The 20,787-nt window shown below is 49.9% G+C and carries 25 protein-coding genes and 9 tRNA genes; 24 read left to right on the top strand and 10 right to left on the bottom strand.

From position 1 onward, the window contains the following. Nucleotides 1–33 precede the first annotated feature (33 nt). The 5 genes from AC6R1A_RS03420 to hemW all read left to right on the top strand — a co-directional run bounded on the left by AC6R1A_RS03420 (nt 34) and on the right by hemW (nt 3,241). The gene (locus tag AC6R1A_RS03420; RefSeq protein ID WP_334568339.1) at nt 34–591 is read left to right on the top strand and encodes a YggT family protein; all 558 of its coding nucleotides are present in this window, start codon (nt 34–36) and stop codon (nt 589–591) included. Further along, nucleotides 591–881, top strand: coding sequence for a DUF167 family protein YggU (gene yggU / locus AC6R1A_RS03415; protein ID WP_500633830.1), 291 nt, complete (start codon nt 591–593; stop codon nt 879–881). Before AC6R1A_RS03420 ends, yggU begins: the two co-directional genes overlap by 1 nt. 95 nt (nt 882–976) lie before the next feature. After that, on the top strand, nt 977–1,408 hold the full coding sequence (locus tag AC6R1A_RS03410; protein ID WP_500633831.1) for a DUF4426 domain-containing protein: 432 nt from the start codon (nt 977–979) through the stop codon (nt 1,406–1,408). A gap of 24 nt (nt 1,409–1,432) precedes the next feature. After that, the gene (locus AC6R1A_RS03405; protein WP_500629338.1) at nt 1,433–2,032 is read left to right on the top strand and encodes an XTP/dITP diphosphatase; all 600 of its coding nucleotides are present in this window, start codon (nt 1,433–1,435) and stop codon (nt 2,030–2,032) included. 30 nt (nt 2,033–2,062) lie between these two features. After that, nucleotides 2,063–3,241 (top strand): radical SAM family heme chaperone HemW, encoded by a 1,179-nt coding sequence (gene hemW / locus AC6R1A_RS03400; protein WP_500633841.1) that lies wholly within the window; start codon nt 2,063–2,065, stop codon nt 3,239–3,241. A 52-nt stretch (nt 3,242–3,293) separates the two neighbouring features. Here hemW and glsB read toward each other — a convergent pair whose 3' ends face one another. Beyond that, a complete protein-coding gene (glsB, locus tag AC6R1A_RS03395; RefSeq protein ID WP_500633832.1) occupies nt 3,294–4,214 on the bottom strand; it encodes a glutaminase B in 921 nt (306 codons plus the stop codon). Between the two features lie 77 nt (nt 4,215–4,291). Further along, nucleotides 4,292–5,011, bottom strand: coding sequence for a tRNA (guanosine(46)-N7)-methyltransferase TrmB (gene trmB / locus AC6R1A_RS03390; RefSeq protein ID WP_334568334.1), 720 nt, complete (start codon nt 5,009–5,011; stop codon nt 4,292–4,294). 228 nt (nt 5,012–5,239) lie between these two features. Here trmB and mutY point away from each other — a divergent pair, with 228 nt between their 5' ends. The 12 genes from mutY to AC6R1A_RS03330 all read left to right on the top strand — a co-directional run bounded on the left by mutY (nt 5,240) and on the right by AC6R1A_RS03330 (nt 9,354). Next, nucleotides 5,240–6,316 (top strand): A/G-specific adenine glycosylase, encoded by a 1,077-nt coding sequence (gene mutY / locus AC6R1A_RS03385; RefSeq protein WP_334553492.1) that lies wholly within the window; start codon nt 5,240–5,242, stop codon nt 6,314–6,316. Then, nucleotides 6,313–6,585, top strand: a complete 273-nt coding sequence (locus tag AC6R1A_RS03380; RefSeq protein ID WP_138971437.1) for an oxidative damage protection protein — start codon at nt 6,313–6,315, stop codon at nt 6,583–6,585. Before mutY ends, AC6R1A_RS03380 begins: the two co-directional genes overlap by 4 nt. A 56-nt stretch (nt 6,586–6,641) precedes the next feature. Then, nucleotides 6,642–7,796, top strand: a complete 1,155-nt coding sequence (mltC, locus tag AC6R1A_RS03375; RefSeq protein ID WP_500633833.1) for a membrane-bound lytic murein transglycosylase MltC — start codon at nt 6,642–6,644, stop codon at nt 7,794–7,796. Nucleotides 7,797–7,899: 103 nt separating this feature from the next. Continuing rightward, nucleotides 7,900–7,975, top strand: a tRNA-Phe gene (locus AC6R1A_RS03370). 163 nt (nt 7,976–8,138) lie between these two features. Further along, nucleotides 8,139–8,214, top strand: a tRNA-Thr gene (locus AC6R1A_RS03365). A 7-nt stretch (nt 8,215–8,221) separates the two neighbouring features. Continuing rightward, nucleotides 8,222–8,297, top strand: a tRNA-Phe gene (locus AC6R1A_RS03360). A 38-nt stretch (nt 8,298–8,335) separates the two neighbouring features. Next, nucleotides 8,336–8,411, top strand: a tRNA-Asn gene (locus tag AC6R1A_RS03355). Between the two features lie 398 nt (nt 8,412–8,809). Continuing rightward, nucleotides 8,810–8,885 (top strand) — tRNA-Phe (locus tag AC6R1A_RS03350). A gap of 60 nt (nt 8,886–8,945) precedes the next feature. Then, a tRNA-Thr gene (locus AC6R1A_RS03345) sits at nt 8,946–9,021 on the top strand. A 27-nt stretch (nt 9,022–9,048) separates the two neighbouring features. Then, nucleotides 9,049–9,124: transfer RNA gene (locus tag AC6R1A_RS03340), tRNA-Asn, on the top strand. A gap of 33 nt (nt 9,125–9,157) precedes the next feature. Continuing rightward, nucleotides 9,158–9,233: transfer RNA gene (locus AC6R1A_RS03335), tRNA-Thr, on the top strand. A gap of 45 nt (nt 9,234–9,278) precedes the next feature. Next, a tRNA-Asn gene (locus AC6R1A_RS03330) sits at nt 9,279–9,354 on the top strand. A 112-nt stretch (nt 9,355–9,466) separates the two neighbouring features. On the opposite strand, the gene AC6R1A_RS03325 is transcribed toward AC6R1A_RS03330, so the two are convergent. From AC6R1A_RS03325 to mlaF, 8 genes are all read right to left on the bottom strand, one after another. Then, nucleotides 9,467–10,207 carry a 1-acylglycerol-3-phosphate O-acyltransferase gene (locus AC6R1A_RS03325; protein WP_487903521.1) on the bottom strand — a complete coding sequence of 247 codons (741 nt, stop codon included), beginning with the start codon at nt 10,205–10,207 and terminating at the stop codon, nt 9,467–9,469. Nucleotides 10,208–10,329: 122 nt separating this feature from the next. Further along, nucleotides 10,330–11,589, bottom strand: a complete 1,260-nt coding sequence (gene murA / locus AC6R1A_RS03320; protein ID WP_500633834.1) for a UDP-N-acetylglucosamine 1-carboxyvinyltransferase — start codon at nt 11,587–11,589, stop codon at nt 10,330–10,332. Nucleotides 11,590–11,598: 9 nt separating this feature from the next. After that, on the bottom strand, nt 11,599–11,853 hold the full coding sequence (gene ibaG, locus AC6R1A_RS03315; protein WP_487903523.1) for a BolA family iron metabolism protein IbaG: 255 nt from the start codon (nt 11,851–11,853) through the stop codon (nt 11,599–11,601). Between the two features lie 14 nt (nt 11,854–11,867). Beyond that, nucleotides 11,868–12,176 (bottom strand): STAS domain-containing protein, encoded by a 309-nt coding sequence (locus AC6R1A_RS03310; protein WP_500631422.1) that lies wholly within the window; start codon nt 12,174–12,176, stop codon nt 11,868–11,870. Beyond that, the gene (locus AC6R1A_RS03305) at nt 12,176–12,814 is read right to left on the bottom strand and encodes an ABC transporter substrate-binding protein (RefSeq protein ID WP_500631421.1); all 639 of its coding nucleotides are present in this window, start codon (nt 12,812–12,814) and stop codon (nt 12,176–12,178) included. The genes AC6R1A_RS03310 and AC6R1A_RS03305 overlap by 1 nt, the downstream gene beginning before the upstream one ends. Nucleotides 12,815–12,824: 10 nt before the next feature. Beyond that, nucleotides 12,825–13,313 carry an outer membrane lipid asymmetry maintenance protein MlaD gene (mlaD, locus tag AC6R1A_RS03300; protein ID WP_334553477.1) on the bottom strand — a complete coding sequence of 163 codons (489 nt, stop codon included), beginning with the start codon at nt 13,311–13,313 and terminating at the stop codon, nt 12,825–12,827. Between the two features lie 2 nt (nt 13,314–13,315). Continuing rightward, nucleotides 13,316–14,104 (bottom strand): lipid asymmetry maintenance ABC transporter permease subunit MlaE, encoded by a 789-nt coding sequence (gene mlaE, locus AC6R1A_RS03295; protein ID WP_500633835.1) that lies wholly within the window; start codon nt 14,102–14,104, stop codon nt 13,316–13,318. After that, entirely contained in the window at nt 14,104–14,901 is a 798-nt protein-coding gene (mlaF, locus tag AC6R1A_RS03290) for a phospholipid ABC transporter ATP-binding protein MlaF (RefSeq protein WP_500633836.1), read from the bottom strand. Before mlaF ends, mlaE begins: the two co-directional genes overlap by 1 nt. A gap of 241 nt (nt 14,902–15,142) precedes the next feature. Between mlaF and AC6R1A_RS03285 the strand changes: the two genes are divergently transcribed. The 7 genes from AC6R1A_RS03285 to AC6R1A_RS03255 all read left to right on the top strand — a co-directional run. Further along, nucleotides 15,143–16,108: a calcium/sodium antiporter gene (locus tag AC6R1A_RS03285; protein WP_334553471.1), complete on the top strand. Its 966-nt coding sequence runs from the start codon at nt 15,143–15,145 to the stop codon at nt 16,106–16,108. Nucleotides 16,109–16,124: 16 nt separating this feature from the next. Further along, the gene (locus tag AC6R1A_RS03280) at nt 16,125–17,090 is read left to right on the top strand and encodes a KpsF/GutQ family sugar-phosphate isomerase (RefSeq protein ID WP_500633837.1); all 966 of its coding nucleotides are present in this window, start codon (nt 16,125–16,127) and stop codon (nt 17,088–17,090) included. Next, nucleotides 17,090–17,647 carry a 3-deoxy-manno-octulosonate-8-phosphatase KdsC gene (kdsC, locus tag AC6R1A_RS03275; protein WP_500627770.1) on the top strand — a complete coding sequence of 186 codons (558 nt, stop codon included), beginning with the start codon at nt 17,090–17,092 and terminating at the stop codon, nt 17,645–17,647. The genes AC6R1A_RS03280 and kdsC overlap by 1 nt, the downstream gene beginning before the upstream one ends. Beyond that, nucleotides 17,644–18,207, top strand: a complete 564-nt coding sequence (gene lptC / locus AC6R1A_RS03270; RefSeq protein WP_500633838.1) for an LPS export ABC transporter periplasmic protein LptC — start codon at nt 17,644–17,646, stop codon at nt 18,205–18,207. The genes kdsC and lptC overlap by 4 nt, the downstream gene beginning before the upstream one ends. After that, a complete protein-coding gene (gene lptA / locus AC6R1A_RS03265; RefSeq protein ID WP_500627772.1) occupies nt 18,188–18,685 on the top strand; it encodes a lipopolysaccharide transport periplasmic protein LptA in 498 nt (165 codons plus the stop codon). The genes lptC and lptA overlap by 20 nt, the downstream gene beginning before the upstream one ends. Before the next feature lie 120 nt (nt 18,686–18,805). Beyond that, nucleotides 18,806–19,531, top strand: a complete 726-nt coding sequence (lptB, locus tag AC6R1A_RS03260) for an LPS export ABC transporter ATP-binding protein (protein ID WP_500631417.1) — start codon at nt 18,806–18,808, stop codon at nt 19,529–19,531. Nucleotides 19,532–19,602: 71 nt separating this feature from the next. Further along, on the top strand, nt 19,603–20,787 hold a 1,185-nt coding region (locus AC6R1A_RS03255; RefSeq protein ID WP_500646141.1), incomplete at its 3' end, for an RNA polymerase factor sigma-54.

The following is a 20,787-nucleotide window of genomic DNA, read 5'->3' as shown; positions in this document are numbered from 1 at the left end:
CCGAGCTTTGGCTCGACGAAGTAAGGTTACCCTATGAATTCAATGAGTTTTTTGATTTCCACACTGTTCGACCTCTACATTATGGTCGTCATTTTGCGGATCTGGTTGCAGGCGGCGCGCGCCGATTTCTATAACCCCTTCTCGCAATTTATTGTTAAAGCGACACAACCGGTCGTTGCGCCGCTGCGCCGAGTGATCCCATCGGTAGGCAGCATTGATCTCGCCACCGTGCTATTTGCTTACGTGTTGTGCGTCTTGAAGTTTGTCGCCTTGATTTTGATTGCCTCAGGCGGCTCCGTCACCTTCAGCGCCGACTTCCTGTTCCTTGGCTTGCTCTCTTTGCTCAAAGCCGCAGGCAGCTTACTGTTCTGGGTTCTACTGATCCGCGCGATTTTGAGCTGGGTCAGCCAAGGCCGCAGCCCAATTGAGTACGTGTTCCATCAGTTGACTGAACCTATGTTGGCGCCAATTCGCCGCATTCTTCCAGCCATGGGCGGCTTTGATTTGAGCGTACTGGTGCTGTTTATCGTGCTGCAGTTTGCTAACTTCCTGATGGGTGACATCATTGGCCCTATTTGGTATCAGCTCTAATGGCACTCGCGGCTTGGCTAGAGGGCAGCGATCTGGTGCTGCGCCTTTATATCCAACCTAAAGCAAGCCGCGATAGTCTCATCGGGGTGCATGGTGATGAATTAAAAGTTGCCATTACCGCCCCTCCAGTAGACGGTAAAGCCAATGCGCATCTCACCAAATATCTTGCCAAGCAATGCAAAGTGGCCAAGGGCATGGTGGCGATAGAAAAAGGCGAATTGGGCCGCCACAAACAAGTGCGCATCGCCGACGCCAAGCAGATACCACCCGTTATCCAAGCCATCCTCTAGGGTGGCTTACTTTTACGCTCAAGCCTCATGCTGTCTAACCATGTAAGGACACCATGTCTACCAGGCATGAAAAACAATCATTGAAAGGAACGCTCATGAAAGCTCGCTTTTGCCTATTTTTACTCGCTCTGCTGTCACTCCCTAGCGCCGCCGAGCAATTCAAAACCATCAAAGATATCGAAGTGCACTACTCCGCCTTCAATTCGACCTTTTTGACCCCAGCGGTGGCGCGCAGCTACCAGCTCAAACGCAACGGCTACTCGGCTATCCTCAATGTCAGTGTGCTCGACAACTCAGCTGCCGGCAAACCTGCTATCAAGGCTGCGCTCAGCGGTCAGGCCAAAAACCTGATTGGCCAAAGCAAAACATTGGCGTTCCGCGAGATAGTGGAAGGGGAAGCGATTTACTATATCGCCGAGTTTCCAATCAGCAATGAAGAAACCTTGTCGTTCACGATTGATGTTAATGCTGGCATTAAAGGCACAGGACCAGTAAAGTTCAGCCAAAAATTTTATGTCGAAGAGTAAGACGATAGAGAGAGCGAGAGAAGTATGAAGAAAATCGTATTAGCCACGGGCAATCAAGGTAAAGTCCGCGAAATGGCAGATCTGTTGTCTGAATTTGGCTTTGATGTGGTCGCACAAAGTGACTATGCGGTATCAGAAGTGGCCGAGACAGGCACCACCTTTATCGAAAACGCCATCATCAAGGCGCGCCACGCCGCGAAAGAGACGGGGCTGGCCGCCATTGCCGATGACTCAGGCCTTGAAGTCGATTACCTACAAGGCGCGCCGGGCATTTATTCTGCGCGTTATGCCGGAGAAGGTGCCAGCGATCAGCAGAACTTAGAAAAGCTGCTCGCGGCGATGGAGAATGTCCCAGAAGCGCAGCGCACCGCGCGCTTTCATTGTGTTTTGGTCTTGATGCGTCATCACCAAGATCCGACTCCGATCGTCTGTCATGGCGTGTGGGAAGGGCGCATTTTGACTGAGCCTCAAGGTGAACATGGCTTTGGCTACGATCCGATTTTCTTTGTTCCAGAAGATCAGTGCGCCAGCGCGCAGCTTGAACCCACACGCAAAAAGCAGCTATCGCACCGCGGTAAAGCGCTTAAGCAGCTCTTTGCTCAGCTATCACAACAGCCGCTGTAACCGCTCATGACCACGCTCATGTCCACGTTCATGACCAAGCTGACGCCTCCGAATCTCAGTCTCTATGTCCACATCCCTTGGTGTGTACAAAAGTGCCCGTACTGCGATTTTAACTCCCATGCACTCAAGGATACGATTCCTGAAGCGCAATACATTGATGCCCTGCTTGAGGATCTCGACAGCGATATTGAGCGCTACCAACTCAATGCCAACCCGCGGCCCTTGCACTCGATTTTCATCGGTGGCGGCACGCCAAGCTTGATTTCGCCTCAGGGCATTGAGCGCCTGCTCTCTGGTATTCGTGCGCGCATTGCGTTTAAAGATGACATTGAGATCACCATGGAAGCCAACCCTGGCACGATAGAGGCTGAGCGCTTTGGCGGATACCAAGTTGCAGGAGTGACCCGCATCTCGATTGGCGTGCAAAGTTTTGCGGCAGAGAAACTCCAGCGATTGGGCCGCATTCACGGCGAGCAAGAAGCCGTCAACGCAGCGAAACTTGCGCATACCATAGGCTTAAACAGCTTTAATCTCGATTTGATGCACGGCTTGCCGGATCAATCAGTCCAAGAGGCGTTGTCCGATCTTGAACAAGCCATCGAGCTCAATCCTCCGCACCTCTCTTGGTATCAGCTGACGATTGAGCCCAACACCCTATTCTACTCCAAACCACCGGTACTGCCGGATGACGATGCGCTGTGGGATATTTTCGAGCTGGGCCATCAAAAGCTCACTCAAGCAGGCTACGTGCAGTATGAAATCTCTGGCTACAGTAAGCCGGGCTATGAGTGTCAGCACAACCTCAACTACTGGCGCTTTGGCGATTACCTTGGCATTGGTTGTGGCAGCGCTGGGAAGATAAGCTTTGCCGATGGTCGCATTGTGCGGACCACGAAAATCAAACACCCCAAAGGGTACTTGGCGGCGTATCAGAACCTCACCAAGCCCTACATATCTGATGAGCATCAAGTCGAGCACAAAGAGCGCCCTTTTGAGTTCTTTATGAACCGTTTTCGCTTACTTGAAGCGTGTCCGAAGCAAGACTTCATCGACACCACCGGCTTAGCGCTAGACGTGATCGCGCCAACCATGAACTGGGCCGTTGAAAAAGGCTATATCGATGAAAGTGTGACAAGCTGGCAAGTCACCGAGAAAGGCAAATTGTTTCTCAATGACCTGCTCGCAGCGTTTATGGATGAGGGTGAATAAGGGCGCGCGACAGGCCAACCTGCGCCCTAATCAGCACCAGTGAAAGCAAGCACTAAAAAATAGAGCGCCCGATACGCTGAGAAAACAACTCAAGGGCGCGAGTGCCCGCTAATGAGTTGCCAGAGGCGTCTAGCTCTGGTGACCACACTGCGATGGTCATCTCACCAGGAATCACCGCGACAATGCCACCGCCAACTCCCGATTTACCCGGCATCCCCACTCGATAGGCAAACTCGCCCGCGCCATCATAGAGACCACACGTCGCCAGTAGCGCATTGAGCTGCTTAGTTTGTGTCGGCGTGATGACCGGCTTTTGTGTTTGCACTGAGGTGCCTTTGTTGGCCAGGTAACTGAAGGTTTTCGCCAAGTCGACGCAACTCATTTTCAACGCACAAGCGTGAAAATAGTTGTTCAGCACCGGGATGACCTCGTTTTCAAAGTTGCCAAATGAGCGCATCAAATACGCGATCGCCGCATTGCGGTCACTGTGCATCATCTCTGATGCGGCCACCACTTTGTCATAGCAAATATGAGTATCACCGGATAACTGACGCACAAACTCCAGCAGCCTCTGCCTGGGCGCTGAAAGGCGCGAACTGAGCAGATCCGCCACCACAATAGCGCCAGCGTTAATAAACGGGTTACGTGGAATGCCCTGCTCCATCTCAAGCTGAATCAAAGAGTTGAACGCCTGACCAGACGGTTCTTTCCCCACACGGCGCCAGATCTCTTCTGGCTGATAGAGACACATGGCTAACGTTAAGCTGAGCGCTTTCGAAATCGATTGAATCGAAAAGGGCTCATCGACATCCCCCGCTTTAAACACCTCACCTTGGTTAGTGAAAACGGCTATGCCCAGTTTGTCTGCAGGCACTCTCGCCAGCGCGGGAATGTAGTTCGCGACCTTGCCCTTGCCAATCAGTGGGCGCACCTCATCGAGAATGCTCGCTAGCATGTCATTGGTCGGTGTCATTGCAAAACCTCAATCAGTTCAACGAAAAAAGCCAACATGAATCATGTCGGCTTTTGTGACTCTACGTGGCGCTTAGATTAGCCAACGCGCTTGTATTTAATGTCCCAAACGCCGTGGCCTAAACGATGGCCTCGGGCTTCAAATTTGGTGAGAGGACGCTCGTCAGGACGAGGAACAAAATCGCCCTCTGTGGCGATATTCTCATAGCCCGGCGCTTGATTCATCACCTCAATCATGTGCTGCGCGTAGTTTTCCCAATCTGTCGCCATATGGAAGATGCCTTCGCCTTCAATTAGCTTTTTGCGCACCATCTCAGCAAACTCAAGCTGAACGATACGTCGCTTATGGTGACGCTTCTTATGCCATGGGTCTGGGAAAAAGAGTTGCAGCGTCGCCAGACTGCTGTCTGGGATCATGTGCTCAAACACTTCAACCGCATCGTGACACATGACGCGAAGGTTGCTGATGCCTGCGTCACGCGCATCCGATAGACACGCACCCACACCTGGGCTGTGTACTTCAATACCGATAAAGTTCTTTTCAGGGGCATTCTTGGCCATTTCGACCAAAGAGGCGCCCATGCCAAAACCAATTTCTAGCACAACAGGGTTATCATTGCCGAACACCTCACGCCAATTGAGTCGCTCCGCTTTGTAATCAATGCCCATGGTCGGCCAGCACTCTTTCATCGCATTCTCTTGACCTTTGGTCAAACGACCTTCGCGACGAACAAAGCTTCTTACTTTGCGTATCAGTTTACCGTCTTCGTTGTACTCGTTGGTGGTCACTTCACTCATGATTCTGCCTGTCTAAAAATTGGTCTCGCCTCAAAGGGATTGTGATTATCCAAAGAATCGCCACTGGTGCAAGTGTTTTACGCGCACAAAGCGACAATTGCTCAAGCGCCTCAACACAACTCTAAGCTCAACCATGAGCTCAACATATCCCTACAGATTGTCGGTTGCACTCAAGGCGTGTTCTGTGGTGCAATTTTGCTCCATAAATCATAGAACACAGAGCAAGTCGTGACGCCTTATGCAACCGCCATCTTAGAGTGGTATGACGCCTATGGTCGCAAAAACCTTCCATGGCAACAGAATAAAACCGCCTACAGTGTTTGGCTGTCGGAGATCATGCTCCAGCAGACCCAAGTCGCTACGGTTATCCCATATTACCAGCGTTTTTTGGCGCGCTTTCCGACGGTGACCGCGCTTGCTGATGCGCCGCAAGACGAAGTGCTGCATCTATGGACTGGGCTCGGCTATTACGCCAGAGCGCGCAATTTGCACAAAGCCGCTCAAATCGTTCGTGACCAGTACCAAGGCGAGTTTCCACAACAGATTGAACAACTCAACGCCCTACCCGGCATTGGCCGCTCCACTGCGGCGGCGATTTTGTCCTCTGTGTACAAACAGCCACATGCGATCTTAGATGGCAACGTCAAACGCACTCTCGCACGCTGTTTTGCCGTAGAAGGTTGGCCGGGGCAAAAACGGGTCGAAAATCAGCTCTGGTCCTTTGCCTGTGAACACACACCAAGCCGCGACGTCGACAAGTACAACCAAGCCATGATGGACATGGGCGCGATGGTCTGCACGCGCAGCAAGCCAAAATGTTCACTCTGTCCTGTCTCCACCTTCTGCGCGGCCTACAAACAGGGTAATCCGCTGGATTACCCGGGCAAAAAGCCGAAGAAAGAGAAACCGGTCAAAGAGACCTGGTTTGTGATCTTGCATCACAACCAACAGGTGTGGCTCGAGCAGCGCCCACAGTCGGGCATTTGGGGCGGTTTGTACTGTTTTCCTGAACACCACAACGCTGCTATCGAACCATCACTCGACACCCGAGGCGTGCTGCCAAGCAGCATTGTCGACCAACAACCACTGATCGCGTTTCGCCACACCTTCAGTCACTATCACCTCGATATCACGCCAATTTTGGTAGACGTATCAAAGCAACCCGATAGGATAATGGAAGGCAGCAAAGGTCTTTGGTATAACTTATCCCAACCTGTAGAAGTCGGTTTGGCCGCTCCCGTGAAGCAATTGCTGGAGAGCTTACCGTCAGAACTACGCAGCATTCGATCAAAGGAGTCGTTATGAGCCGCACGGTATTTTGTGCTCGACTACAAAAAGAAGCCGATGGACTGGATTTCCAGCTCTACCCAGGCGAACTAGGTAAACGTATTTTTGACAACATCTCAAAAGAGGCATGGGCGCAGTGGCAACACAAACAAACCATGCTGATCAATGAAAAGAAGCTCAACATGATGGATCCTGAGCACCGTAAATTGATCGAAACCGAGATGGTCAACTTCCTGTTTGAAGGCAAAGAGGTCCATATCGAGGGATACACGCCACCGAGCGAATAACAGCAGCCTTTAAAGACACCCCATTAAGAGCGGGTGTCTTTTTTTTTGAGAGAGATATGAAGAAGTTAGCTTACTTTGGCCCAGTTATATCCTTGAGCCTAGTCGTGGTCTTAACGGGTTGTAGCCGCGAATTTGTTGAAAGCCTTTATGACGTCAACTACGAGCCCACCAACCGTTTCGCCAAAAATCTGGCTGAGTTGCCTGGTCAATTTGAGAAAGACACCGCCGCACTGGAGTCGCTCATATCCAGTTTCTCTGGCAACATCGAAAAACGCTGGGGCCGCGCGGAAGTCAAATTCGCCGGTAAAAGTAACTACGTCAAATACATCGACAACTATCTAAGTCGTTCAGAAGTGAACTTCGATAAAGGACTGATCACGGTTGAAACCGTCTCTCCAACCGATCCTAAAGGCCACTTAAAAAACGCCATCGTCACCACACTGCTTACGCCCGATGATCCCGCGAACGTCGATCTCTTCTCCTCTAAAGGGATCAAACTCGAAGGTCAGCCGTTTCTTTATCGCCAAGTGGTCGACCAAGACAACAAAGCTATTCAGTGGTCATGGCGCGCGAATCGCTTCGCCGATTACCTCATTGCCAATCACCTGAAAGTGAAAGATGTCGACTTCAAAAAGGCCTACTACGTTGAAATTCCAATGGTGGAAGAGCAAATTGAGATCCGCAGCTATCAGTACGCCGATATTGTCCGCCGCGCATCGAAAAAATATGATATTCCAGAAGATCTTATCTACGCCATCATTAAAACCGAAAGTAGCTTTAATCCTTATGCGGTGAGTTGGGCCAACGCGTATGGCCTGATGCAGGTCGTGCCGAAAACTGCGGGGCGCGATGTGTTTCAACTGGTGAAAAAGAAATCCGGCCAACCGACGCCGGAGTATCTGTTTAATCCTGAAAACAACATAGATACGGGTACCGCCTACTTCTACATTCTCAAAAATCGCTACTTGAAAGACGTTCGCCATCCGACATCGCTCGAATACAGCATGATTTCTGCCTACAACGGTGGCACCGGGGGCGTACTCAACACTTTTGATCGCAACGACAGGAAACGGGCAATGCGTGACCTCAATGCCCTACAGCCAAATCAGGTCTACTGGGCGCTGACGAAAAAGCATCCCAACGCAGAAGCGCGTCGTTACCTAGAGAAAGTAACAAATTTCAAAAAAGCCTTTAACTCGGGGAGAACCTAATGTGCCAAAACGGCTAAATTGTCGGCACTTAACCACTTTTTTGTTTTTTTTTCCAAAAACAAGTTGACGCGAAGACGGAAAATCCGTTTAATAGCGCTCCGTCGCCCGGATAGCTCAGTCGGTAGAGCAGAGGATTGAAAATCCTCGTGTCGGTGGTTCGATTCCGCCTCCGGGCACCATATTTAAGGTGTTTGAAGTAAGACGAATGCAAAGATAATTGCTCTGCAATTATGTGTCGGTGAACTAGCCGTCCGCGTTCGATTCCATCTCCGGGCACCACAATTTGATTGTTGGTGTCTTAATAAATATTAATACACAAGCAAAGCACAAAGAATACAGTGTGCCGACTTAGCTCAGTAGGTAGAGCAACTGACTTGTAATCAGTAGGTCACCAGTTCGATTCCGGTAGTCGGCACCATTCTTTTGCCTCGATAGCTCAGTCGGTAGAGCAGAGGATTGAAAATCCTCGTGTCGGTGGTTCGATTCCGCCTCGAGGCACCATTATTTGGTGTCATGTTTATACGCGATACACGAATAATTCCTCCTTAGCTCAGTTGGTAGAGCGACGGACTGTTAATCCGCAGGTCGCTGGTTCGAGCCCAGCAGGAGGAGCCACATCAGAGCCTCAGTCGAAAGACTGGGGCTTTTTTGTATCGACACCTTTATCGTTTCAGTACAAATATAGATTGCCTCCATCTCGCTTTTGGAGCTCCCGTGCCAAACGGTACAGCGCATATCACTCCCGGAGCAGAGAGCCAGAATCTAGGTAAGCAAGTTTAACGTTAAACACTAATCTATACGATAAGTAACAAAAAGCACGCTTTACCGCGTGCTTTTTCCTCTCTGTTATCACTCTTTGTTCTTTTCCACCCGGCTTTATACGCCAAGCGTTATGGTTCAAATCAGCAAAATGGGCAAAAACAGCCCACTAAGTATAGAAAAGCAACAAACGATATTTTTTTTGCAATTTGATGTTGACCTCAAACACGAAAAGTCTTTTAATACACCCCGTCGCCCGGATAGCTCAGTCGGTAGAGCAGAGGATTGAAAATCCTCGTGTCGGTGGTTCGATTCCGCCTCCGGGCACCACAATTTGATTGTTGGTGTCTAAGACAATTAAACATCAGCAAAGCGCAAAGAATACAGTGTGCCGACTTAGCTCAGTAGGTAGAGCAACTGACTTGTAATCAGTAGGTCACCAGTTCGATTCCGGTAGTCGGCACCATTTATTCTTTATCGCAAACGAGATAATTCCTCCTTAGCTCAGTTGGTAGAGCGACGGACTGTTAATCCGCAGGTCGCTGGTTCGAGCCCAGCAGGAGGAGCCAATATCATTAACGAGCGTAGCTTGTTAATCCGGCGCCGACTTAGCTCAGTAGGTAGAGCAACTGACTTGTAATCAGTAGGTCACCAGTTCGATTCCGGTAGTCGGCACCATTTCTTTATTAGAGCTCTGTTCATAAAGAAACGTAAAAAGATAATTCCTCCTTAGCTCAGTTGGTAGAGCGACGGACTGTTAATCCGCAGGTCGCTGGTTCGAGCCCAGCAGGAGGAGCCACTTTTAAAGCCAAGTCGAAAGACTTGGCTTTTTTTGTGTCTCTATCAATTGACAAAAAAAAGCAGCGACTCTAGGTCACTGCTCATATTCGACTTCGCGGTCGTGGGTTGAATTAGGCTTTCACGCCCTCTTGCTGATTCAGCATCGCCACTTCATTATCGAGCTCTTCTAGCTTTTTCGCCATCTGCTCGCGGCATAGCGTTGCCAATTCTCGCACATTCTCTTTGCCATACCCTTCGGTAGAGACCGGTGGCAGCATTTCTACAATGACATGACCGTTGTTCCAACGATTGAGCTTCAAGCCACTGGTTGAGCTGCACACAATAGGAATGATCGGTAATTTCGCTCCCACAGCGGCGTGAAAGGCACCGGTTTTAAATGGCAGTAGGCCACGGCCACGTGAGCGCGTTCCTTCAGGGAACATCCATACAGAGACATCGCTGCTGTTCATGCTATCGACCACTTGATCAATGGTACCTTTCGCTTTCGAGCGGTTCGCACGGTCAATCAGGATATTACCGGTCAACCAGTACAGCTGACCAAACAGTGGCATCCACGCGAGGCTCTTCTTACCCACAGTGACCACTTTTGGTGTCACCGCCGAAGAGACAGTGAACAAATCCCAGTTGTTCTGGTGGTTGGCAATGTAGATATGTTGACCGCGTTGGTAGGCATCGTCTGGAATGCGCAGTTCTAGCTTGATACCAAACACACTCGACATTTTGCCAAACAGGCGACCGAAGGTGAAAACATGTTTAGGGTTGCGAGGGCTTAACAAGCAATAGCCGCAACCAAAAATAAACATAACAATTGCAAAAAGCGCAACAGCCAATACACGAAGTAGTGCAATCATTGTGGTTCTCCAAGAACACTATGAACTAAAAACTAGCTCGACTCTAACTGATCTCACCCTTATAAAAAAGCCGAAACTCCCGTTTCGGCTTACTATTGTCGGCAAGAGACTATGACAAGGCGTTAATCGCGAAAGCGCTCAATCTTGGCGCCTAGCGCTGTCAACTTGTCTTCGATTTTGTCGTAACCACGATCGATGTGGTAAATACGGTCAACGATGGTTTCGCCTTGGGCAATACAGCCTGCGATCACCAGACTGGCAGAAGCGCGCAAATCCGTCGCCATCACTTGAGCGCCGCTCAGCGAGGTCACATCACCGCAAATAACGGTATTGCCTTCGATCTCGGCTTTCGCGCCCATACGCATTAACTCAGGCACATGCATAAAGCGATTTTCAAAGATGGTTTCCGTGATCACACCACCACCCTTCGCCATCATGTTCAGCAAAGTGAACTGCGCCTGCATGTCGGTTGGGAACCCTGGATGTGGTGCAGTGCGAATCGACACGGCTTTAAGCTCGCGCCCAGTCATATCCACGGAAATCCAATCGTCTCCCGTTTCAACCAAGGCCCCCGCCTCTTCCAGTTTCGCCAGTACCGCTTCAAGCAAGTACGCATTGGTGTTGCGACACACCACTTTACCTCCCGATACGGCGGCAGCTACAAGGAAGGTCCCCGTTTCAATGCGATCGGCCACCACAGAGTGCTGACCGCCACCTAAGCGCTCAACCCCTTCAATCGTGATGGTGTCCGTACCTGCACCAGAAATTTTTGCGCCCAGCTTATTCAAAAACTCAGCAGTATCAACAATCTCTGGTTCACGCGCGGCGTTATCTAATACGGTTTTGCCATCTGCCAAGGTCGCAGCGCACATGATGGTGATGGTTGCGCCCACGCTCACTTTATCCATCACGATATGCGCGCCTTTAAGGCGACCATCGACGTGCGCTTTCACGTAACCGTCTTCTAGAGTGATCGTTGCGCCTAGTTGCTCTAAGCCGTGGATATGCAAATCCACAGGACGAGCACCTATTGCACAGCCACCAGGCAGCGAGACTTGGCCTTGACCAAAACGTGCCACCAGCGGGCCAAGCGCCCAAATCGATGCGCGCATGGTTTTCACCAAGTCATACGGCGCGCAGTACTCTGTGATGCAGCTTGGGTCGACATGGACACTGCCATTGCGCTCAACCTTAGCGCCAAGGCGCTTAAGCAGCTCCATAGTAGTATCGATGTCACGTAACTTGGGAACATTCGATACTTCAACAGGCTCCTCGGCCAAAATAGAGGCAAACAAAATCGGCAAAGCCGCGTTTTTGGCGCCTGAAATGGTGACTTCACCAACGAGAGGTTGCTTAGACCCCGTTACTCGAAACTTTTCCATGACTAAACCTTATAGTGACATCAACTTCTTATCACGAGCCCACTCTTGCGGCGTAAAGGCTTTGATAGAAACAGCGTGAATGTCATTTCTTTGGATGTATTCCATGAGAGGAGCATAAATTAGCTGCTGTTTTTTAACGCGGCTCATGCCATCAAAACACGCATCAACGGCCACCACTTCATAGTGGCTGCCCTCTCCTTTAACGTGTATTTCTTCCAGGTTTAGTGCGTTATTTAAAATCTGTTGTACTTGTGCGCTATCCACGATCCACCCCGGTATTAATTTTTAATGTGTCCAGCCAGCTCCTTGCGGATATTACTCAATTGAAAAAGGGTATTGAGTTCCACTGGTACGAAGCTGAGCATTATATGACAGTTTTGTTTTTTTGCATGCTCAATTAGGTGAATTAGCATCACCATTCCGGCAGAATCGATACGATTAACCGCTTTTAATGACCATTCTACGTTCTGCGCTTGAGGTTGCCACTGCCGCAATGTGCGCCAAAGTGCAGGTACGCTGTCTCTATCCAAATGGCCAGACAGTTCACAGCATTCGGCGGACAACGACTGCCATGTCGCCCCGCTCATTACGACTTGTTCTCGTAGCGAATCGGCGTTTTCGCCAGTGTTTGCAGCTCCTGTGCGACGGCAAGAATTCCTTCTTGGCGCAGCTTGCCACTCCACTCAGATTGTTTGCTCGACAGCATGCTGATGCCTTCTGCAATCATGTCAAACGCACTCCACTCACCACTCGATTTGTCTTTACGCAATTTGAACTCAAGCTTGATGTTCGGTCTTGGCGAATCAATGATGTCGAGCTTCACGCCAGTAATGGTGCGGCTGTCATCCACACGACCTTCAGGTTCAAATTCAATCGTCTGGTCGGTGTATTGGGTCAGCACTTGCGCGTAAGAGGCGACAATATAAGCGCGAAAAGCGTCGATAAACACCAATACGTCCTCACGCTTCGCCCCTTTTAAATTTGGCCCTAGCAGCTTGAGCGCCGCGTATTTTTCATCCACATACGGCATCAACTCTTGTTCTACGATGAGCTTCAATCTTTCTGGCTCTTGCTGAATTTGCGCCTGCTCCGCTTTGAGACGCGCAAAGGTTTGATCCGACACCTGAACCATCATTTGATACGGGTCTTGCCTGTTGACCTCTTTGGCTCCAACCGAAACACTGGCAATAACCAATGCGAGAGTAAGCACTAACTTTCTAAACATCCTTTTCTCCTTACTCTGCCTGTTTGTCAGAGTCACTGCCAAAGCTATATAGCACTTGGCCAATCAAATCTTCCAATACCAAGGCTGACTTGGTGTCTTCAATATAATCGCCGTCCACCAGCATCTGCTCATCATCAAAGACAAATCCAGGCGTCAAACCAATATACTGTTCGCCAATCAAACCTGAGGTGAGAATTTTAAGGCTCGATGTCTCCGGAAACTGGTCAAACTGGCGGCTAATCGACAAGGTCACCACCGGCAGCAGTGACTCAGGGTTAAGCTCAATTTTCGCCACGCGTCCAATCACTACCCCGCCCACTTTCACCGGCGAACGCACCTTCAAGCTGCCGATGTTGTCAAACTCGGCTTTGAGCGTGTAAGTGTCACCAGAACCGAGTCCTTTAACGTCAGCGACTTGAAAAATCATCACTAAGATTGCGCAAATTCCGGCAAGGACAAAGCTGCCGACCCATAATTCTGTCTTTCGTGTTTGTTGCATGATTAATTCCCAAACATCAAGGCGGTGAGTACGAAGTCTAGCCCCAGTACCGCGAGTGAAGAGTGCACGACGGTGCGTGTCGTCGCTTGGCTGATCCCGGCCGAAGTCGGCACGGCATCATAGCCATTAAACAGCGCTATCCAGGTCACTGTGATAGCGAATACAAAACTTTTGATGAAGCTGTTACCTATGTCTTGACCTAACTCAACCGACGCCTGCATCGCCGACCAAAAGCTGCCGTGATCAATCCCTTTCCAATCAACGCCGACCAGTTGCCCGCCCCAGATGCCGACCGCCATAAATGTCATCGTCAGCAGCGGCATAGAGATCACCCCAGCCCAAAAGCGTGGCGCAATTACTCGTTTCAGCGGATCGACCGCCATCATTTCCATGCTCGATAATTGCTCGGTGGCTTTCATCAAACCAATCTCTGCGGTCAATGCTGAGCCTGCTCGCCCAGCAAACAGCAGCGCCGTCACCACGGGGCCAAGCTCTCGCAGTAACGACAACGCCACCATCTGGCCGAGTGCGCCCTCCGCGCCAAAATCCACCAAGATAACGTAGCCTTGCAAACTCAGTACCATGCCGATAAATAGCCCCGACAAGACAATAATGATCAGCGATTGCACACCGACGCTATAAAGCTGCTTAACCAATAACGGCAAGTGTTTGACGGGCTGAGGGCGAGCGATGATCGCGCCCGCCAACATCAAACTCGAGCGACCAAAGGCACTCGCGATAGCTAAGCTGCGTTGCCCGATATGAGCGATGACATTGACCAAATCCGACATTAGGAGAACAGCTCCTTTGCGATGGGTTGAGAGGGATAACGAAACGGCACAGGGCCATCGGCCTGACCAAGCAGAAACTGCTGCACTTGTGGATCCGGATTATCACGCAGTTGCTGCGGCGAGCCTGACGCAATCACTTGCCCATTGGCCATTAAGTACACCTTATCAGCAATGCTCATCACCTCAGGGACATCGTGTGAGACCACAATGGCGGTGATCCCAAGTGCGTGGTTAAGACTGCGAATCAGCTCTACCAGCACGCCCATGGTGATTGGATCTTGACCAACAAAAGGCTCATCAAACATGATGAGCTCTGGGTCTAGCGCAATAGCGCGAGCCAGCGCAGCGCGGCGTGCCATCCCACCGGAGAGCTCGCTTGGCATTAACTCAGCGGCCCCGCGCAGGCCAACAGCTTCCAGCTTGAGCAGCACCAAAGTGCGAATCATGGCTTTGTCGAGTTCGGTATGTTCACGCAGCGGAAATGCCACGTTGTCAAACACGGTTAAGTCGGTAAACAGTGCGCCCGATTGAAACAGCATGCTCATCTTTTTGCGCTCTCGATAGAGCTTGTTGCGACTCAGGGAAGGAATATTGTGACCGTCAAACCACACCTCACCGCTGTCTGGGTAGAGTTGACCGCCGATCAACCTGAGTAAGGTCGTTTTACCAATCCCTGATGGGCCCATGATGGCTGTGACCTTGCCTTTCGGCACGCTGAGATCGACATTGTCGAAGATCTTGCGCGTCCCTCGAGAGAAGGTAAGCTTCTGGATAGTAACCAAATCTTCTTCTGGCATAACGAACCCGTTGATATCCCTATTGATGCGCAATCATAAGCAGATTAATGACGAATTTAAAGCCACATAGCGTGAATTGTGAGTGACTCTTTCTTTATTAATTTAACGACAAAAATAATTAAATTACGAATTTCACAACAAAATGAACATGAAAATTCTCCTTTTACCGCTTCCCTTTTAAACGGCAAAGCGTCAAAATTGACGGTTAAATTCTCACGTTGTCTACTGTTTAGGGATTATCATGCTTGAAGCGATTGCGTTTCTCATCGTCGGGTTAGTGTTGCTTGTTTGGAGTGCGGACAAACTGGTGTTTGGCTCCGCCGCGCTGGCTCGAAACTTCGGTATTTCTCCGTTGGTTATCGGTATGACAATCTTGGCGATGGGCTCCTCAGCACCGGAAATGATGGTCTCGGCAACCGCCGCCCTTGAAGGTAAAACCGATACCGCGGTGGGCAACGTACTAGGCTCGAATATCGCCAACATCGCACTGATTCTCGGCATCACAGCGCTCATTAAACCTCTCTCCATCAGTTCAGCCGTTATTCGACGTGAGTTACCACTGATGGTGGGCGTTACCGTCCTAGCGGGTGTCCTGCTCTGGGATAACCATTTAGGCTTTTATGAAGGCGCGCTACTGTTTGTGCTGTTTGCTGCCTTTATTGTGGCGATGTTGCAAATAAGCCGCAGCGAAAAACAAAAAGGCGACGCACTACTGGAAGAACAAGAGTCTGAAGTGCCTGAAGGGGTGAGTAACCTCAAAGCAGGCATCTGGGTCGTGGTCGGTTTAATTTTGCTGCCCATCGCTGCTGACACCTTAGTCGATAACGCGGTGGTCATCGCCCAATACTTTGGCATGAGCGATCTGGTCATCGGCCTGACCATCATTGCTGTCGGTACCAGTCTTCCTGAGCTCGCTGCCTCACTGGCTGGCGTCATGAAAGGGGAAGATGACATGGCGGTCGGTAACATCATCGGCTCAAACGTATTCAATATTCTTGCGGTCATGGGCATCCCTGGCATTCTTAACCCATCCATGCTCAGCGAGTATGCGATGGGACGTGATTTTTGGGTCATGCTCGGCGTATCACTCTTATTGGTCGCGATGGCGCTGGGTAAATCACGCAGCATCAATCGATTGGAAGGTGGCGTGCTGTTTTTCTGCTTTATCGCCTACCAAACCTATCTCGTGATGAACATGGCCGCTTAACCTTTTGGAGTTTTGTATGTACGACTACCGCAGCGCCGCGCTCGAGGTGCTGAACACTGAAATTGATGCACTCAAGCAACTCGACCAATACTTCAATGACGATTTTGCCAAGGCGTGCGATCTCATTTTGAACAACCGCGATGGCAAAGTGGTCGTAATGGGGATTGGCAAATCAGGCCATATTGGCAATAAAATTGCCGCCACGCTGGCGAGCACGGGCACATCGGCGTTTTTTGTCCACCCAGGCGAAGCCGCGCATGGCGATCTCGGCATGATTGACCCAAATGATATCGTGCTGGCTATTTCAAATTCCGGCGAATCTTCAGAAATCCTAGGCCTTTTCCCAGTGCTTAAGCGCCTAAACATCAAAATCATCAGCATGACCGGCAAGCCAGAATCCAACATGGCTAAGCTGTCTGATTTGCATTTGCAAATCACGGTGCCAAAAGAAGCTTGCCCACTCGGTTTAGCGCCTACTTCGAGCACCACGGCAACGCTGGTGATGGGCGATGCACTGGCGGTTGCCATGCTCCAAGCACGCGGCTTTACCGCCGAAGATTTTGCGCTCTCCCACCCAGGCGGCGCTTTGGGTCGCAAGCTACTGCTGAAACTGTCAGACATCATGCACACCGGCGATCAACTGCCTTTGGTGACGCCAACCACAGTGATTCGCGATGCTCTCTTGGTCATCAGCGAGAAAGGATTGGGCATGACGGCTGTGGTCGATGAAGCGCAAAAACTGGTGGGCATTTTCACCGATGGTGATTTACGTCGTATTCTCGATAAACGTATTGATATCCACACCGCATTAATCGGTGATGTCATGACCACACACCCGACGACGGCCAGCCCGGACATTCTGGCCGCAGAAGGTCTGGCTTTGATGCAAAACAAAAGCATCAATGGCCTGATTTTATGTCAAGACCAACGCGTCGTGGGCGCACTGAATATGCACGATTTATTGAAAGCGGGAGTGATGTAATGTCTGCGATGATTGACACTCTTTACCAACCCGTGGAACCGAATCTGTTTGCGATTGCCAAACAGATTAAACTGCTTATTTGCGATGTCGATGGGGTGTTTTCTGACGGCCTGATTTACATGGGTAATCAGGGCGAAGAACTCAAAACCTTTCACACTCGCGATGGCTATGGCGTCAAGTCCTTGATGAATGCAGGGATTGAGATTGCCATTATTACCGGGCGCCGCTCTGCGATTGTCGAAAATCGCATGAAAGCACTGGGAATTACGCTAATCTATCAAGGCCAAGATGACAAACTTAAGGCATACCAAGACATTTGCGACAAGCTCAACATTGCACCTGAGCATACCGGTTACATTGGTGATGATTTGATTGATTGGCCAGTTATGGATAAAGTCGCGCTCAAAGTGTGCGTGGCGGATGGTCACCCATTGCTAGCTCAGCGCGCCAATTATGTCACAGCTATTCGTGGCGGACATGGCGCCGTGCGTGAGGTGTGCGACCTGATCCTTCAAGCACGCGATGAACTGGATACTCACAAAGGTTTGAGTATATGACACTAACCCGTATTGGCTATCTACTCTTGCTACTTGTTGTCGCCATCAGTGCTTACACTCTGATCAACAAGCAGCAAAGTTATGATATTCAAGTTGATCCGGACACAGAACTGCCCATGTTCAGTGGTCAAGGCTTAGAAAATACCTCATACAATGAACAAGGGATTCGCAGCTATGTGATCACGTCTGCTCATTTGGATCACTTCGCGCAAAGCGGCGATACCGTTTTTCAAAGCCCTGTGCTAAAAGTCTATCGAGACGGCACAGTGCAAGAGTGGGAAGTCACCGCAAAACGTGGTGTCCTCACCAAAGATCATGTATTGACTCTGTATGAAGACGTTCTGACCACCAACTTATTGCCAGACTCTGGCTTTGACACTCTGTCCACTGACACCATGAGTATTCAATTGGACAACCGAGATTTTTGGGCTGACAACCAAGTCACTTTAGTCGGCCCACAGTTTGAAACAGTAGGGCAAGCCATGAAAGGCAACTTTGCAGATAACAACGCAACCCTCTACAAACACGTACAAGGTAGATATGAAACTCTCACACCTTAGTCTGATTTCCTGCTTGTTACTGACAAGCAACGCCATGGCCCTCTCAACCGACCGAGATCAGCCCGTATACATTGACTCTGACAGTCAACAGCTCGATATGCAGAGTAACCAAGTCACCTTCCTCGGCGATGTGAAGCTCAAGCAAGGCAGCATCAATATCAACGCCGATAAAGTGGTAGTGACTCGAGATCCTGCCGATGGTTCCATTCAAGAGATTGAAGGGTATGGGGATTTAGCGACTTTTTCCCAGTTGACCGACGATGGTAAAACCCTTTACGGTGAAGCGAAAGAGCTCTACTACAAGATGAGCGATGATCAACTGACGATGATTGACCAAGCGATGCTATCTCAAGACGACAGCGTGATTCGCGGCAGCAAAATTCGCTATAAAATCTCTTCACAGAAGTTGATTGCAGACGGCAAAGAGAAAGGCGACCGCGTGTCGACGGTTCTTCAGCCACAAACGGTACAAGAGTAACGAGCTAAAACGTCGCGATCACTCGCGAAAGCATCACTAAAGCGAAACGTAGCTATTTCGATACGTAACTATATCGATACGTAACTACAGCGATACGAAACCATAGCGACACAAAAAATTATGGCGATATTAAAAGCGCAAAACTTAGCGAAAACCTACGGCAATCGAACCGTCGTGACCGACGTCAGCCTGCAAGTCGAATCGGGCCAAATCGTCGGGTTGCTCGGCCCGAACGGCGCGGGTAAAACCACCTCCTTCTACATGATCGTAGGGTTAGTGGCTCGTGACGAAGGCTCTATCAGCATTGATGACAACGATATCAGTATTTTGCCGATGCACAGCCGCTCTCGCATGGGTATTGGTTACCTGCCTCAAGAAGCGTCGATTTTTCGTAAGTTGTCGGTCGAGGACAACATCATGGCGGTACTCGAGACACGTGAAGAGTTAACCCGTGAGCAGCGCCAAGACCGCTTGGAAGATTTACTTGAAGAATTCCACATTCAGCACATTCGACACAGTGCGGGTATGGCATTATCAGGGGGAGAACGTCGCCGAGTTGAAATCGCGCGGGCATTAGCGGCCAATCCACAGTTCATTTTGTTGGATGAACCCTTTGCTGGGGTCGACCCCATTTCCGTTATCGACATCAAGAAAATCATTGAACACCTCAGGGATAGAGGTCTCGGTGTCTTGATCACTGACCACAACGTTCGCGAAACACTGGATGTGTGTGAAAAGGCATACATCGTTAGCCAAGGCCATCTGATTGCAGAGGGCACACCGAGCGAAGTGTTGAACAACGAGCAGGTGAAACAAGTTTATCTTGGTGAACAATTCCGTCTATGATTACAGTAAGTAACAGAGATAATAATAGGACGAACAAGAAAGTTCTCCAGCATTAAGGCAAGCATTACTGAATGAAACCCTCATTACAACTCAAGCTAGGACAGCAGTTAGCCATGACGCCACAATTGCAACAAGCGATTCGCTTATTGCAGTTGTCGACCTTGGATCTTCAACAAGAAATTCAGGAAGCATTAGACTCCAACCCACTACTCGAAGTGGAAGAGGCCAATGACGAGGTAAACGTTGAAGAAAAAAACCGTACTGAGGAAAAAGAGAGCCGCAATGAGGCGTCAGACTCGGATTCTGCAGAACCTGAATTTTCCGAGATCGAGACCCAAGACAGCTCCGAAATGATTGAAAAGTCGGAAATCAGTAATGAGCTTGAAATCGATACTACATGGGATGATGTCTACAGCGCCAACACCGGTAGCACCGGGTTAGCCGTTGATGATGACATGCCGGTTTATCAGGGTGAAACCACCCAATCTCTCCAAGATTACTTGGTGTGGCAACTGGATCTAACCCCGTTTAGCGACACTGATCGCACCATAGCACTCGCGCTCATTGATGCCATTGATGACTACGGCTACCTTACCGTTTCACCGCAAGATATTCTCGACAGCTTCGACAATGAAGAGATCGAAATCGAAGAGATTGAAGCGGTGCGTAAACGCATCCAGCAATTTGACCCACTCGGCGTCGGCTCTGTGAACTTGCAAGATTGCTTGCTGCTGCAACTGGCGACCTTCCCTGAAGAGACCCCCTGGCTTGCGGAAGCGAAAAAGGTGCTGACCGATCATATTGATCAATTAGGTAACCGCGACTACAAACTGATCATTAAAGAGACTAAGCTCAAAGAAGCCGAGCTCAAAGAGACCTTAGCACTGATTCAACAGTTAGATCCTCGCCCTGGTAGCCGGATCGCTGAAGATCACGCCGAGTACGTTATCCCTGATGTGTCGGTGTACAAAGATCATGGCAAATGGGTGGTGACCATCAATCCCGACTCTGTGCCACGCTTGAAAGTCAACCAACAGTACGCGGCGCTCGGTAAAGGCAACAGTGCCGATAGCCAGTACATTCGCACCAATTTGCAAGAGGCGAAATGGTTGATCAAAAGCTTAGAAAGTAGAAATGAGACGCTACTCAAAGTTGCAAAATGTATTGTTGAACATCAACACGATTTCTTTGAGTATGGCGAAGAAGCCATGAAGCCGATGGTATTGAACGACGTCGCATTAGCGGTTGATATGCAC

The sequence above is a fragment of the Vibrio sp. R10-SG3-ISO3 genome (assembly GCF_059834225.1).
This window is presented reverse-complemented; position numbering and strand designations above follow the sequence as displayed.